The sequence below is a fragment of the Nguyenibacter vanlangensis genome (assembly GCF_038719015.1).
Lineage (GTDB): Bacteria > Pseudomonadota > Alphaproteobacteria > Acetobacterales > Acetobacteraceae > Gluconacetobacter > Gluconacetobacter vanlangensis.
In genome coordinates this window covers 1,960,710-1,975,997 of record NZ_CP152276.1, presented here as the reverse complement: position 1 = coordinate 1,975,997, position 15,288 = coordinate 1,960,710, and the positions used below count along the sequence as shown (strand labels likewise).

The 15,288-nt window shown below is 65.2% G+C and carries 11 protein-coding genes; 8 read left to right on the top strand and 3 right to left on the bottom strand.

Features of this window, described 5'->3' with window-relative positions:
* Positions 1–6 precede the first annotated feature (6 nt).
* Positions 7–1,119, bottom strand: a complete 1,113-nt coding sequence (locus tag AAC691_RS09125; protein ID WP_342629811.1) for an XRE family transcriptional regulator — start codon at positions 1,117–1,119, stop codon at positions 7–9.
* 106 nt (positions 1,120–1,225) lie between these two features.
* On the opposite strand from AAC691_RS09125, the gene AAC691_RS09120 reads away from it, so the two are divergent.
* On the top strand, positions 1,226–1,429 hold the full coding sequence (locus AAC691_RS09120) for a DUF2188 domain-containing protein (protein WP_342629810.1): 204 nt from the start codon (positions 1,226–1,228) through the stop codon (positions 1,427–1,429).
* A 21-nt stretch (positions 1,430–1,450) separates the two neighbouring features.
* On the opposite strand, the gene AAC691_RS09115 is transcribed toward AAC691_RS09120, so the two are convergent.
* A complete protein-coding gene (locus tag AAC691_RS09115; RefSeq protein ID WP_342629809.1) occupies positions 1,451–5,464 on the bottom strand; it encodes an Eco57I restriction-modification methylase domain-containing protein in 4,014 nt (1,337 codons plus the stop codon).
* Entirely contained in the window at positions 5,457–8,690 is a 3,234-nt protein-coding gene (gene drmD, locus AAC691_RS09110; protein WP_342629808.1) for a DISARM system SNF2-like helicase DrmD, read from the bottom strand. Before drmD ends, AAC691_RS09115 begins: the two co-directional genes overlap by 8 nt.
* Positions 8,691–9,054: 364 nt before the next feature.
* Between drmD and trbB the strand changes: the two genes are divergently transcribed.
* From trbB to trbL, 7 genes are read left to right on the top strand one after another with little or no spacing between them, the layout of a single operon-like run.
* Complete coding sequence (gene trbB, locus AAC691_RS09105; protein ID WP_408906102.1) at positions 9,055–9,975, top strand: P-type conjugative transfer ATPase TrbB; 921 nt, start codon at positions 9,055–9,057, stop codon at positions 9,973–9,975.
* A complete protein-coding gene (locus tag AAC691_RS09100; RefSeq protein ID WP_182959357.1) occupies positions 9,972–10,298 on the top strand; it encodes a TrbC/VirB2 family protein in 327 nt (108 codons plus the stop codon). Before trbB ends, AAC691_RS09100 begins: the two co-directional genes overlap by 4 nt.
* Positions 10,298–10,564, top strand: coding sequence for a VirB3 family type IV secretion system protein (locus AAC691_RS09095; protein ID WP_342629806.1), 267 nt, complete (start codon positions 10,298–10,300; stop codon positions 10,562–10,564). Before AAC691_RS09100 ends, AAC691_RS09095 begins: the two co-directional genes overlap by 1 nt.
* Before the next feature lie 7 nt (positions 10,565–10,571).
* Positions 10,572–12,998 carry a conjugal transfer protein TrbE gene (gene trbE, locus AAC691_RS09090; RefSeq protein WP_342629805.1) on the top strand — a complete coding sequence of 809 codons (2,427 nt, stop codon included), beginning with the start codon at positions 10,572–10,574 and terminating at the stop codon, positions 12,996–12,998.
* Positions 12,995–13,741, top strand: a complete 747-nt coding sequence (trbJ, locus tag AAC691_RS09085; protein ID WP_342629804.1) for a P-type conjugative transfer protein TrbJ — start codon at positions 12,995–12,997, stop codon at positions 13,739–13,741. Before trbE ends, trbJ begins: the two co-directional genes overlap by 4 nt.
* Entirely contained in the window at positions 13,741–14,019 is a 279-nt protein-coding gene (trbK-alt, locus tag AAC691_RS09080; RefSeq protein WP_182998009.1) for a putative entry exclusion protein TrbK-alt, read from the top strand. The genes trbJ and trbK-alt overlap by 1 nt, the downstream gene beginning before the upstream one ends.
* 4 nt (positions 14,020–14,023) lie before the next feature.
* Positions 14,024–15,286, top strand: coding sequence for a P-type conjugative transfer protein TrbL (gene trbL, locus AAC691_RS09075; RefSeq protein ID WP_342629803.1), 1,263 nt, complete (start codon positions 14,024–14,026; stop codon positions 15,284–15,286).
* Positions 15,287–15,288: the final 2 nt, after the last annotated feature.

Below are 15,288 nucleotides of genomic sequence, written 5' to 3'. Positions count from 1 at the left end.
GTCGCCTCATAGCTCGGCCGGGGGCTCGACCCCGTGCGCAACGAAGAGGTCCGTCAGGTCCTCGACAGTGAGATCGAGCAGGCCCGCAGCGCGGCGGGTCGAAACCCGGCCCTCGTCGATTGCGAGGGCGATCACTTCCATGAATGGCTTCGAGAACAGAAGTGGCGGCACGACCTTGGGCGCCCCGCGTCCATTGTGCCCGTTGTTTCGCAGCGCCGCGTCGGAGATCGCGCGCGCACGCACCGGCTTCAGCCGGTCAAGTGCGACCAGCCGCCATTTGAGCGCGGAAGCCGTGACCAGCAATTCATCGGCGGTGGCATTGAGCTTTGCAATGAGGTCGTCGTCGCCAAGCTCCGCCCATTCACCATAGCGCGCGAGCGCGGTCTTCGGCATGAGCACCGCCGAAGCGAAATTGTTGGCGAGCTGCTCGACGCGGTTGCCACCGACCTCCTTGGCTTCCTCCGAGTGCTCGGGCGGCATCGCATCCCAGGTGAGGATGTGGAACAGCTCGTGCGCCAAGTCGAAGTGACGCCGGCCCTCCACCTCGTGACGATTGATCAGCACGACATCCAGCTCCGGCAGACGGCAGGCGGCGCCCGAGATGCCCTCAAAGGCATCGACCATGAGCACGAGTATCCCTAGCTCGCGCTCCGTCACCTCGGCCAGACGCTGGGCGGGCACCTCACCGAGATCGAACTCGGCCGCGAAGCGCTCGCCGGCCTCCATCGCATCCTCGAACCGCGAGTGGCGCGTCAGGCCGAGGGCCCGGCGCAGCAATGGGCTCGCCCTCCCGACCTGGGGCGCGATCACCCGAAAGGCCGCGATCCAACGGCCTGCGCTGCGCTCATAGCCGTTCAGAACACCCGAGCCGACATTGGTCTGCCGCCAAGAAAAGCGTCCTTCGCCGACCAACAGGAAGGGATCGGTGAAATAGTCGAGCGACGTCCCGAGCTTCTCGACGGCAAGGAGCAGTTCGTCCGCCGTGACGCGGCGCTCGCCGGTCTCGATAGCGGAGACCGTCTGCCGATCCTTGAAGCCGAAGAGGCGCGCGAGGTCGTCCTGAGAGAGGCTTCGTTCCTCCCGCAGGGCCTTGATCCGCGCTCCAATGAGATTGGTCATGCTGCTGTCTCCTGGATGCTGGATAATCTTGCGGACTCTAGATTGCAAGATTATATTGCGATCAGGCCGCCGATTCGGGCGGTGAACCCAATTGGGAGTTTTCCCCATGGCTGACAAGAGAATGTTCATCGAGCGTCGCCCCGAGACGGGCGACTACGCGGTTCGCAAGCCCGGCTCCGAGCGGGCGAGCGTCGTGCGGCCGACACAGGGCGCGGCGATCGACTGGGCTCAAGAGCGCGGCGGCGACGTGCTTGTCGAGCGCGTCCGCAACACGAATCGGGCTCATCCCGATAAGTGGCGCCGGCCCTGATTTCGGGCCGGTGGCGCTGGGTTACTCGATAAGCTCGTCTTCCTGAGCCTGCTCGTCGTCTTCGGTGCCCGGTTGTCCCGCCAAGTCCCGGCGCATTTCCTCGGCATGGCGTTCGGCATTGAGCGCGAGAAGGCGAGCGAGAACTTCGTCGCGGAACTCGGAGGGCCAGAAAAGGCGGCCCTGATAGGTGTGGTCGTCTTCGTTGGACTCGTCGAGGAAGATCGGCACGACGCGGGCGGCGAGATCGTGCCAGCCATAAGTTTCGAGCACCGCGCGATCCATTTCGGTGTGCAGGTCGCGCAGCCGCACGATGTCGGCGGCGTTGTCATGCCGATCCTGGAAGCGGTTGTAGGTCCTGGTCATGCCCTCGTTGCGGGCGACCATCAGCTCGGCGCGGTGATCGTGATAAGTCCTCCCGGCAGCTTCGAGTACGGGCAAGGTTTCGAAACCTTCCGGGAATGGGAAAGTCTCGAAACAGTCGGCAATGTTGTATCGACTATCGTCCTTCATGGTCGCGCCAAGAAAACGCACCCAAATCTCGTGCGCCCGTGATGAAAGCGCCGCTTGCATTCCAAAGCACTCTGAAGCCCAGACTATGTTGGTCTGATCGTAGACATAAGCGTGGGGTAGCCAAGAGAAAGTCGGAAAGTGAGCGCTTGTCAGCGATCGAACCAACACCCGGTCCAATGGTGCAATAGCGCGATAGAGCCCAGGACGTTTTTCCGCATATTGCCACCAGCGGACACGCAGAGCATCACGCTTTTGCGGATCGCGTTCAGGCTTCACTCGGCGCCGCACGATCTCGATCAGATCAGGCCAGTCCTCCGCGACCTCGTCCGGATAATCACTTGGCACGATCCCATCTCGTAACCACTCTCGGCGGCGTTTGCCGCAAGCGTCTGAACCTTCGTTGAGGAACCAGGACATCAACGAGGAATCCCGCCTGAGTGGTCTGTCGAAGAAGTCGATCACATAGCGACGATAGGCGTGGGTCGGCGAGGTATTGACCTCCTCACCGCCAATATAGGGGAAAATCCGCTCCGCATTGCGCGCGTCTTTGTCGATCAGCGCGCGCATCGTCTCAAGGCTTTCGGCCTCGCCCTTGGCCGCTGCCACGTCGTCGAAAGTAAAGCCCATGCCGAGCACATAGGAACCGACAAATGCCTTGCGCGCATTTGCCGTCAGACGCTCGGGCGCGGTGTCGAGATCGCCCTCGACCAGATAGGCCGAAACCCGCCGCACCCGCCTGCCGTCAAGCACCGGCGAGGCTACTGCACCCTTGAGCACATGCACCACGCTGACGACCACCGCAGCTTCGCCGGGCCATTTCAGCCGCCGGGTCGCCCGCATGATCGTACCACCCTCGCGGAGTATCGTCGTCAGCCCGGTGTCGCGGGTGTCGCCCTGTCCGATGGTATTGGTCGCGATCAGCCCAAAGGTTCCGCCGTCCCGCAAGAGCCCGAAGGCGCGGCGGAAGAAATGCGCGACAAGATCGGCATTCCCATGCGCGCCCGGATGCAGCGTTTGCAGCCAAGGCAAGTAGTTCGCGCGATTTCCGGCAATAGTCGTGTTCTTTCCGGCGAAAGGCGGATTGCCGACGATAGCGTCGAAGCCGGGATTCTCCCGCCCAAACACTTCGGGAAATTCCACTTCCCAGTGAAAGGGCCGGATAGGATGCTCTCCGCCCTCCAACGAGACAGCGATATTGCGCAGGCCATCCCACCAATTGGTGGTGCCCGCCATGGTGGTAACGTAACGCACCTCGTCAATCCGCTGCTTGGCCTTATCGTTCTTAAAGAAGGCAGCGACGATCGCATCGCCGATCAGGCGGACCAGCGCCGCTTCGTTCTCCGCGATGGCGTGGCGGGATTGCTGGATTGCCAGCGAAACGTCGTCGGGCGCATTGCGGATTGCGTCGCGATGCGCGGCCAGCTTCGCCACGCGCTCGCTGACGGCCTGCCCGATAAGAGTGCTGCGCACCCGGGCATTGTCCCAGTTTCCGCCGCTCAGCTGCTGGGTATTGAGGCCTACCAGGCTGTCCCCGCATTTCAACGCATGATCGAGGAAGGTGAACTCGTGATCTTTAGCCAGTGTCGCCAACCATAGAGACAGCCGCGCCAGATCGACCGCGCGGGGATTCTTGTCCACACCGTAAAGGCAGTTCTGTGCGACAAGGCGGCGGGCGTGCAGATCCTCGTCTTCATCAAGCGGGATCGTCGGCCGTTTCTCGGGCCAACGGAGCCAAGCGTTGACCAGCCGCGTAGCGATGGTGCGGCAGGCCTCCACCAGAAACGCGCCCGAACCCATCGCCGGATCGCAGACCTTCAGATCGAGAATCTGTTCCGGCGTCGCATCCGGCCCCAGCCGCGAGAAAGCCGGTTCCAGCGCGTGGGCGGCGATCGGCTGGGTCAGGCTGCGCGGTGTATAGTGACTGCCAGTGCGGCGGCGCTCGCCGGTCGGCTGGAGGATCGGCGTTCCCGCTGGCGCCATGACGTGGCGCGGCGATCCGCGCTCATCCACCATGCCCTCGAAGGCCGCGGCCAGTTCCTCGACGCTCTTCGCAGCCTCGACGGGCTTCGCCTGCGCGGGCGTAAGCAACCGGCCAACATTCTCCTTCAGGTCCTTGATCCGGTCCTTGCCCTTGCGGGCCAGCAGTTCGTCGAGGGCCACAAACACTGGCGTCCGGTTGTTCTTGCCGGCTTTGATTGCGATTACGCTGCTCCTGGCCGCCTCGACGGTGAAGCCCATCACCGTCTCGTAGACCGAGCCGATCTGTTCGACATCCAGCGTGCGGTAGGACAGGCGCTCGCGCTCATGCCCGCGCAGCTTCAGGGTCATCAGCCCTTCAAGGATGCGCAGAATGCACCCGTCCGACACGCTCAGGATACGCGGCGCATCGTCCTTGGCGGCGCGGCCTTCCAGGAAGGGGAACTCGTCGGAATCGAAGAGCTTGCCGCCGCGCGCTTGAACGAAGTGCGACGGATGCCCCTTGTGGATCAACCGGAAGAGCACGAGCAACTGCCCCCAACCGCCGCACCGCTCGTCCATGGTGTCCGGGTTGAGCGCGGCGTCCTCGGCGAGCCTCGCGTAGAGGCCGCGGACCGAATAGCTGGTCTCATAGATCCCCCGCGCGCGGGCGTCGGCGCGTGACGGCAGCAGATCGCGATCCTCGGCATAGAGGATGAAGACCAGCCGCATGAGAACGGTGAGCAGCCCCTCGTAAAGGTGGCCGGGGTTCGACCGCGCCAGTTCCCGCACCAAATCGGCATCGGCCGCATCGAGGCCACGGAGCAGCTCATGCAGCGCGCCGAGGACCTGGCCAGCGAGTTCAGTCGAGACCGACGCCTGGGCGTCACGGCTCTTCTTCAGGAGAGCAGGAAGGCGGCGCTCGTCCGCGTCCGAGAACAGGCGGAAGCTGTCGAGAAGCAGCTTCAGCCCGCCGAGCATTGGCCGTCCGGCCACGAGCCCAAGCGGGCGCAGCGGGAAGGCGAGATAGCCGGACGTCTCGCCGCGCGGGGCATAGACGAGACGCAGCTCCTGATCGGTGATCAGCAGCCCGGCGAATACGCCGGTGTCCCTCAGCAGCCGCTCGAAGCGCTGATGCGGCGAGGCTTCCCAACCGTCGAGCTGAGCGCGGCCATCAGGCTCGATGCCGGGTACCTCGATGCGGACGAGTAGCTGCCAAGGCTGGCCGTTCTGGCCGAGTTCAGCGACGGCCCAGGTCGGCGCCAGTGTCGTCGCTTGCTCGGGCAGGCTCACAACCAAAGTGTCCGGCAGCTCCGGTCCGCCTGGCGCTCCCGCGACATGGGCGGCGTTCCAGCCGAGCACCTGTTCCATGAAGGCCCAAGGATCGGGCAGCGCCGGTCCGGGCTCATCCGGATTGAGGCGCTCGGCGGCCTCGGCGGTATCGACGGGGCTCTGATGCAGCGGCGTCAGGCCCAATTCCTTGAGAACGCTGGGTGCTACGACCAGCCCGACCGGCTTGACGTGATCGAGCCATTCGAGGTCCCGATCGCGGTAGAGAGCATCAGCCATCGCGCTCACCCGACACCGGCCAGAGATAGACGATGCCGACCGGCTCCAGCCGATGGGCCTTCACTTCATAGGAGCCGCGCAGACGCTGTGGCTCGTCGCGAATTTCATTTTCTATGCTGGTGAGACGAACGTCCCAATACCGGCGATTGGCTTGATGCTCCCGCCTTTCCTCTTCAAAAAGATCTGGCTGATTGGGATTGTGCTTCTCTACTGCCTTAAGAATGTTTTTCTTTTGATTCTCCAGAAGAGCATGGAGTGAGTGCGCCTCCTCGTCTCCCCGCTTGGCGAGCTGGGCTTTGACCGTGGCAAGGCGTTCGTTCGCGATGGTTTCGAGGGCGGGGGTTAGGTCAGCTATGTCTTGAGCGACGAGGGCCTGTATCCGTGTCACTGCGGAGGCGGGGGCTTCGCGCGCGATGCGCAGCGCCTCCTCGAGTTGGTTGAGCGTTCTTTCCTCGCCACTCTCTCCCAGCGCTCGGAGCGGCTTTTGGCCACGTTCGGACTCCGTCCAGATGGCCGTGATCGGAATGATCTCCTCATGCAGCCGGGCCGCGCCGGCGCCATAAACGGCGAGGCGGCCCATTAGCACCACGCGCGGCTGGGCGCCGGGGCCGATGATCACCGAAAGCCGGGATAAGTTCGACTGGAACCCCTGACTCAAAAAGCGGGATATGAGACGCCTGACTAGGCGATGCTCCAGATGCACCTGCACGACGTCAGTCGCATCGCGACCATCATCGAGAACCGGAGGCTCGAAAGCGATCGCCCGGATCGGAGCGTTGCGCCGCCAATCGCCCAGCCGCTCACCGCGCTTGCGCGGCCGGACACGTAGATCGTCGAAGGCGTCATCCCACCCTGCGTCCTTGGAGAACGTAGGATCGGACGGATCCAGCCGATAGGTATCGGTCCTGCCGACGCTCTGGCCGCGCGCGTTATCGAGGGCGAAGCCCGCGCGCGACAGCGCGGCGGCAGCGACCCGCTTAAGATCGTCGGGATCGACGCCGACCCTCTCGCGGGAGCGTTCAAGGACTCGTCTCAGATCGTCTTGTTCCTTCAGAAGGCGCTCGTGGCGGGCCTTCGCCTCGTCGTCCATTTCCGACTGGGCCGTGCCGAGCCGCTCCGTGTCGTTCTCATTGGAGATGGCATGAGCGAGCGCCTTTCCCTGTCCGTGCCCGATGCCGTCTTCGGCCAGCCGCTTGGCGATGCGATCCTCGATGACCTGCCCGACTGAGCCGAGTTCCTCGCGAATGGTCTCCGTCTTCCAGACCAGCGCGTCGAGAACAATGTCCGCCTCGCGTTGCTCGTACCGGAAGTAGCGACAGAAGACCTGCTTTGCAGGCTGGAGCTTGCGATCGATACGGCCGTTCCGCTGCTCCAGGCGCGACGGATTCCACGGCAGATCGAAATGCAGGAGGTCCGAGCAGTAAGATTGAAGGTTGATGCCCTCCCGTGCTGCATCGGTGCAGATCAGAACCCGCAAGGGCTCCCCATCGGGATCGGCGTTGAAGGCGTGCTTGATCTGCTCGCGGCGATCCGACCCCGTGGTGCCGCTGAAGACACCGATCCGTTCGTCAATGTCATCGGTATCAGCCAGCGCTTCCCGCAACCGCCTTTCCAGCCAGCGCCTCGTATCCTCCCACTCGGTGAAGATGATCAGCCGGCGGCGATTCCACTGCCGGCCGTCCAACATGGACTTGCGGATCCACCCAATCAGCCAGTTGACGCGCGCGTCGGGCCGAGCGGCATGCTTTTCGGCCAGCGCGAGCATCTCATCGACGATCGCCAATTCGGCGCGCAAGTCCTCAAGCGTGGCGTCGACGACGCCAGCCGCAGAGGCCGTGGCCGCTTCCGCATCTTCATCGGCGGCCATCGCCTTTTCGGCGTCTTCCTCTTCCAAGCCCAGTTCGATGTTGTCCTCCGGTGTCGGGGCTGTCACGAACGCGGTTGCTGCCGCCGTCGCGCGCGCGATCTCTTCGCCGTCCAGCACTTTTTGCAGGGTGACGCGATGGGTCTTCAGCGTTCGGGCGAAGGCGGCGGTCGACGACAGAAGCCTCTGCTGAAGGCCGACAAAGGCCAGCTTGGCGAGCGCCGCCTTCTGACTGCTCAGCTTCGCGATGCGCTTCATGCGCAGTTCGCCATAGGCGGCGAGCAGTCGTGCGAGCGCCAGTTCGGGAGCATCTTCCGGCAGGCCGTTGATCGGGATCGGCTCGACCACTCGTTCCGGGAAGGCCTCGCCGAGACGGCGGAGATCGGCCTTCAGCCGGCGCACCATGACCGGATCCAGATCGCGCGGCCGGACCTCGACACCGCGCGTGAAGCGTTGCGGGTCGAGCATTTCGAGAAGGGCGGAAAAGCTGTTGGAATGCCCGTTATGAGGTGTGGCGGTCAGGAACAGCCGGTGCTCGAAGCGTTCCGCGAGTTCCCTAACCGCTTTCGTGAGCTGGCTGGAAACGGCGTAACGCGTGCCTGCGGATGGGGCCGCGTGGTGGGCCTCGTCCAGAACGAACAAAGCCTTCGCCCGAAATTCATCGAGGACATCGCGCAGGCCCGCAGCATAGGTTTCATCGGTCAGCAGGCGATGCGACACGATAAAGCGTGAACCCGTGGTCCACGGATTGACGGAGAACCCCCGTAGGCGCCGCAGATCGCTGATGCGGTCCCGGTCTATGATCTCGAAGGAGAGGCCGAACTTCGCCTCCAACTCGTCCTTCCACTGGACCGTCATCGCCGGCGGCGCCGCGATCACGATGAAGTCCACCCGCCGTCTGAGCAGGAGTTCCCGCGCGACAAGGCCCGCTTCGATCGTCTTGCCGAGACCGACATCGTCGGCGATCAGCAAATTGACGCGCGGCAGACGCAACGCCTTGCGAAGAGGGAGAAGCTGATAGGCATCAAGCCTGATCCCGGCGCGAAACGGCGCTTGCAACAGGTCCCGATCGGCGGCTGTCGCGGAGCGCCATCGGATCGCCCGGATATGCGCCGCCAGAACATCCGCGCTGTCGGGAGAGCCCACACCCACATTCGACCATCGATCCTCGTCGAGGACCCTTCTGGCAATCTCGGCGTCCCAGAGGACGTCAAGCCGCTCGCCCTGGGCGTCATCCGAAATGCAGGACAGACTTAAGGCGGGTAGGTCGCTATCGTCGCCAACCAATGCTTCGACAAGCCAAGGCTTGCCTCGCACTTCGACAAAATCGCCTTCCTGAATGTCTTTACGGCCGGCAGTCATAGACTCTTTTCGACGCCATCTTCGTGGGTGATACTCTGAAATATGCATATCACGCTTCGTGCGCGGGGTGGAGCCGCCGCTAGAATGCCGGTGGGTAAGGCCTGGTCATGCAGGTCCGTGTCGTGGTCGATTCCAGAAAACGGTAGCAGCGCCCTGTCGCCCCGTCATCGCCCAAACGCACTTTACTCCTATGCAAGTTCTTCTATCCCAGCGCCCTACGGCCCCAGAGACTTGTTGCGCTTCCGTGTTCCTGCCTCTTTCTAATCGACCCCGCTGATCCATCGCCTCCCTTGGGAGGTCAAATGCGGGGTTTCCTGTGTCCGTTGCTCCCTTCCGTTCCGAAGCCGTCGCCCGTGGCACGCGCATGCTGCGCACCGCCCTCGGCCCGGCAATTGCCGGGCATCTCGATGATCCGTCGATCGCCGAGGTGATGCTCAATCCCGATGGTCGACTGTGGATCGACCGGCTGGCCGGCGGGATGGAGGACACCGGCACCCGGATCACGCCCGCCGACGCCGAGCGGATCGTCCGCCTGGTCGCCCACCATGTCGGGGCCGAGGTCCATCCGGGCAGTCCGCGTGTCTCCGCCGAGCTGCCGGGAAGCGGGGAGCGGTTCGAGGGGCTGGTGCCGCCAGTAGTGGCCGCGCCCTGCTTCGCGATCCGGCGCCCGGCCATCGCGGTGTTCTCGCTCGACGATTACGTGGCGTCCGGGATCATGACCGCCGCACAGGCCGCGTTTCTGCGCCGCGCCGTCGCCGAGCGGAAGAACATCCTGGTTGCCGGCGGCACCTCCACCGGCAAGACCACACTGGTCAATGCCCTGCTGGCCGAGATCGCGCAGACTGGCGACCGGGTGGTGCTGATCGAGGACACCCGCGAATTGCAATGCGCGGCCCCCAATCTGGTCGCCCTGCGCACCAGGGACGGTGCAGCCTCGCTCTCCGACCTGGTGCGCTCTTCGCTGCGCCTGCGTCCCGACCGGATTCCGATCGGCGAGGTGCGCGGCGCCGAGGCGCTGGACCTGCTCAAGGCCTGGGGCACCGGCCATCCCGGCGGCGTCGGCACCCTGCATGCGGGTTCGGCGATCGGCGCCCTGCGTCGGCTGGAGCAGCTGATCCAGGAAGCCGTCGTCACCGTGCCGCGCGCCCTGATCGCCGAGACCATCGACGTGATCGCGGTGCTGTCCGGGCGCGGCAACGCACGTCGGCTGGCCGAACTCGCCACCGTCGGGGGCCTGGCCCCGGACGGGGACTACATCCTCGCATCCGCCGGAGATCCGTCATGACAAGCATGATTGCCCTGCGCCACCGCTTTGCCGTGGCTGGCGCCACCCTCTCGCTCGCCCTGCTGTCGGCGCCGGCCTACGCCTCGGGCTCCAGCATGCCGTGGGAAACCCCGCTCAACGAGATCCTGGAATCCGTGCAGGGGCCGGTGGCCAAGATCATCTCGGTGATCATCATTACCGTGACCGGTCTGACCCTGGCCTTCGGCGAGACGTCGGGCGGCTTCCGCCGCCTGATCCAGATCGTCTTCGGCCTGTCGATCGCCTTCGCCGCGTCCAGCTTCTTCCTGTCCTTCTTCTCCTTCTCGGGCGGGGCACTCATCTGATGGAACCGGACACCATCCCCGGCTTCACTGCCCCGGTGCATCGCGCCCTGATCGAGCCGATCCTGCTCGGCGGGGCGCCGCGCGCGGTGGCGATCGTCAACGGCACGCTGTCGGCGGCAGTCGGCCTCGGGCTGCGGCTGTGGATCGCCGGCGGGATCTTCTGGCTGGTCGGCCATCTCGCCGCGGTCTGGGCGGCCAAGCGGGATCCCGCGTTCGTCGACGTGGTGCGGCGGCATCTGCGCTATCCCACCCATCTGGTCGGGTGAGGGCGCTATGCTGAACCTCGCCGAATACCGCCATCGCCGCGACCGGCTGGCCGATTTCCTGCCCTGGGCGGTGCTGGTCGCCGGGGGCGTGGTGCTGAACAAGGACGGTGCCTTCCAGCGCACCGCGCGCTTTCGTGGTCCAGACCTGGAGTCCTCGACCGCGTCCGAACTGGTCGCCATCACGTCCCGGCTGAATAATGCCTTGCGCCGGCTCGGTTCCGGCTGGGCCATTTTTGTCGAGGCGCAGCGTCGGCAAGCACGCGGCTATCCCGCCAGCCCATTCCCGGATCCGGCCTCCGAACTGGTCGACGCCGAGCGCCGCGCGCAGTTCGAGGAAGAGGGCGCGCATTACGAGAGCCGCTATTTCCTGACCCTGGTCTGGCTGCCACCGGCGGACGATGCGGCCCGCGCGGAAGCCTGGCTCTATGAGAACCGCGCCAGTGGCGGCTCCGAGTGGCAGGCCGTGGTCGCAGGTTTCATCGACCAGACTGACCGGGTAATGGCGTTGCTCGACGGCTTCATGCCGGAGGCCGACTGGCTCGATGACGGCGAAACCCTGACCTATCTCCATTCCTGCATCTCCACGCGCATGCAGCGGGTGCGGGTGCCGGAAATCCCGATGCACCTCGATGCGATCCTGGTCGATGAGGAACTGACTGGCGGCCTGGAACCCCGCCTGGGCGATGCCCACCTGCGCACGCTCACCGTCACCGGCTTCCCGACCCAGACCTGGCCCGGCCTGCTGGATGAACTGAACCGGCTGGCCTTTCCCTATCGCTGGTCGACGCGGGCGATCTGCCTCGACCGCACCGATGCCACGAAAGTACTGGGCCGGATCCGGCGACAGTGGTTCGCCAAGCGCAAATCCATCATGGCTATCCTCAAGGAGGTGATGACCAATGAGGCGTCGGTGCTGCTCGATTCCGATGCCGCCAACAAGGCGGCCGACGCCGATGCCGCCCTGCAGGAACTCGGCACCGACCAGGTCGGGCAAGCCTATGTCACCGCCACCGTCACGGTATGGGACGAGGATCCGACCGCCGCCGCCGACCGGCTGCGGCTGGTGGAGAAGACCATCCAGGGTCGCGACTTCACCTGCATGCGTGAGACGGTGAACGCGCTCGAGGCCTGGTTCGGCAGCCTGCCGGGTCATGTCTACGCCAATGTCCGCCAGCCCTGTGTCTCGACCCTGAATCTCGCGCATATGATTCCGCTCTCCGCCGTATGGGCCGGGCCGGAGCGGGACGGGCATTTTGACGCTCCGCCGCTGTTCTATGCCCGTACCGAGGGTTCGACCCCGTTCCGCTTCGCGCTGCATGTCGGCGATGTCGGCCACACGCTGATCGCCGGGCCGACGGGTGCCGGCAAGTCCGTGCTGCTGGCCTTCATGGCGATGCAGTTCCGTCGCTATGCCGGCGCCCGGATCTTCGCCTTCGATTTCGGTGGCTCGATCCGTGCGGCAACGCTGGCGATGGGTGGCGACTGGCATGATCTCGGTGGCGCGCTGGCACAGGATGGCAACGACCCTGTCGCGTTGCAGCCGCTGGCGCGGGTCGACGAGCCGGGTGATCGGGCCTGGGCGGCGGAATGGGTCGCGAGCCTGCTGGAGCGCGAGGGCGTCACCGTCGCCCCCGACCTCAAGGAGCATCTGTGGTCGGCGTTGACCTCGCTGGGTTCGGCCCCGGTCGCGGAACGCACCATTACCGGCCTGTCGGCGCTGCTCCAGTCACTGGCGCTGAAGCAGGCGCTCCAACCTTATTGTGTCGGCGGTCCGTGGGGACAGTTGCTCGACGCTGAACATGAGCGTCTTGGTGTCGCCGATATCCAGGCCTTCGAGATCGAGGGTCTGATCGGTTCGGGTGCCGCGTCCGCCGTGCTGTCCTATCTGTTCCACCGCATCGAAGATCGCTTCGACGGCAGCCCGACGTTGCTGATCATCGACGAGGGCTGGCTGGCGCTGGATGATCGCGCCTTCGCCGGGCAACTCCGGGAATGGCTGAAGACGCTGCGCAAGAAGAACGCCTCCGTCATCTTCGCCACCCAGTCGCTGGCCGATATCGACGCCAGTCCGATCGCACCGGCCCTGATCGAAAGCTGCCCGACGCGGGTGTTCCTGCCCAATGACCGGGCGCTGGAGCCGCAGATCACCGCCATCTATCGCCGGTTCGGGTTGAACGACCGCCAGATCGAGATCCTCAGCCGGGCCACGCCCAAGCGCGACTATTACTGCCAGTCCCGGCGGGGCAACCGGCTGTTCGATCTCGGCCTGTCTGAGGTGGCGCTGGCCTTCACCGCCGCGTCGTCGCCCGACGACCAGGTCGCGATCGACCGGATCTTCGCCCGGCACGGCCGTGATGGTTTTGCGGCCGCGTGGCTGACGCACAGGGGCGTGGACTGGGCGATCGAAATGCTCAGGCCGGGAGAGGGATCATGAAAAACACGCAGACAATGAAAACGGCTTTCCTATTTGGCGCTGTCCTGGTGCTGCCGTTTTCTGTGAGCAGCCCGGCCCAGGCGCAATGGGCGGTCTATGACGGTGCGGCCCATGTCCAGACGGTGCTGATCGCGGCGCGGGAATTGCAGCAGGTCAACCAGCAGGCGCAGAGCCTGCTCAATGAGGCGACCATGCTGGAGAACCAGGCCCGCAACCTCGCCAATCTGCCGCTCTCGGTGCTGGCTCCCTTGGAGCAATCAATCCAGCAGACCGAGCAGATCGTCGGCCAGGCGCAGGGGCTCTCCTATAACCTGACCAGCATCGATCAGGCCTTCACCCAGACCTATCCGCAGGCGCTGGCGAGCCCGAGTTCGGCGGCGCAGATGACCGCCGACGCCCAGACGCGATGGCAGAACGCGCGGGGCGCCTATCAGGACGGGCTGCGCGTGCAGACCGGGGCGGTGGAGAATCTCGAGGCCACGCGCAGCCAGATCGACAGTCTGGTCACCTCGAGCCAGGCGGCCACCGGCGCCTTGCAGGCCGCGCAATCGGGGAACCAGCTTGCCGCGCTGCAGACGCGCCAGCTTGCCGATCTCACCGCGGTCGTCACGGCGATGGGCCGCGCCCAGGCGCTGGAAGGCGCGCGTCAGGTCGAGAGCGAGGAGCAGGGCAGGGCACAACTGACGAATTTCCTCAATTACGGTACCGGCTACACGCCTGGCACCGCGCAGATGTTCCACTGATGCGCTGGCGTCGACCCGATGCGCCGACGATGGGGCGGGCGATCGGCATTATTCTGCTGATCGCCCTGCTCATGGCATCGGCCCTGCACGCCCGCCGGGAAGCGGAGCGGGACCAGGCGTCGCATGCGGCAGTGGTTATGCAATCGGACCATGACGCACTCGCCTCGGATCTGGCGCGCTGTCAGGCGCTGGGCATGAAGGCCGACGGCGATCCGGCTTGTGTCGCGATCTGGGCCGAGAGTCGCAAGCGCTTCTTCTCGCCCGACGTGACACGGTGACGCCATGCAGCAGGGCACCGGCGTCATCGACAATTTCCTTGCCATCTTCACCCAGTATATCGATTCCGGCTTCGGTCTGGTGCAGGGCGATGTTCACTGGCTCGCCGGTGTGTTGATCACCATCGACATCACCCTGGCCGGGCTGTTCTGGGCGCTGGCGCCGGATGAGGACGTGCTGGCGCGGCTGGTCCGCAAGACCCTGTTCATCGGACTGTTTGCTTTCATTATCGGCAACTTCAACGGGCTGGCACGGATCATCTATGAATCCTTTGCCGGGCTCGGCATCGAGGCCGGCGGTGGTCATCTCACCCAGGCGCAGCTTCTCCAGCCCGGTCGGCTGGCGCAGGTCGGCATCGATGCCGGCAAGCCGATCCTGACCTCGATCTCCTCGCTGGTCGGGTTTGTCGCCATCTTCAACAATGCGATCCAGATCGCGGTGCTACTGATTGCCTGGCTGATCGTGGTCATCAGCTTCTTCGTCATGGCGATTCAGCTCTTCGTGGCGCTGATCGAGTTCAAGCTGACCACGCTCGCCGGGTTCGTACTGGTGCCGTTCGGCCTGTTCGGCCGCACCGCCTTCCTCGCCGAGAAGGTGCTGGGCAACGTGGTGTCGTCCGGGATCAAGGTGCTGATGCTGGCCGTCATCGTCGGCATCGGCTCGACGGTGTTCGGCCAGTTCACCAGCGGTTTCAATAATCCGCCCACCATCAATGATGCGCTGACCCTGATTCTCGCCTCCCTGACCTTGCTCGGCCTGACCGTGTTCGGCCCGGCATTGGCCAACGGCCTGATCGCCGGAGGTCCGCAACTGGGCGCGGGCTCCGCCGTCGCCACTGCGGCCGGGGTGGTCGGCGCTGGTGTGGCGGCCGCGTCGGGTGCTGGTCTTGCCGTGGGGGCTGCGGCAGCCGCCGTGCGTGGCGGCGCCTTTGTCGCCGGCGGCACCACCGCCGCCTATCGCGCTGGCGGCGCGGCCGGTGTCGCCAGGACTGGATTGTCTGCCGCCGCCAGTCCGTTGCGCAGGGCGGCGGCCAGTGTCCGCACCAGCTATCAGGCCGGCGGGGCGGCCGCGACCGGCGGCGCTGGTGGTGCGACCGCTTCGGGTGCTGGTGGCGGTGGAGCGGGTGCGGCCGGCAAACCACCGGCCTGGGCCAGCCGGATGCAGCGCAACAACCGGATCAAGGGCGGGGCTGATGCCGCCGCGCAGGCGATCAAGGGCGGAGACCGGCCCAGCGGTGGCCATGACGTCGATCTCTCGGAAGGAGAATAACC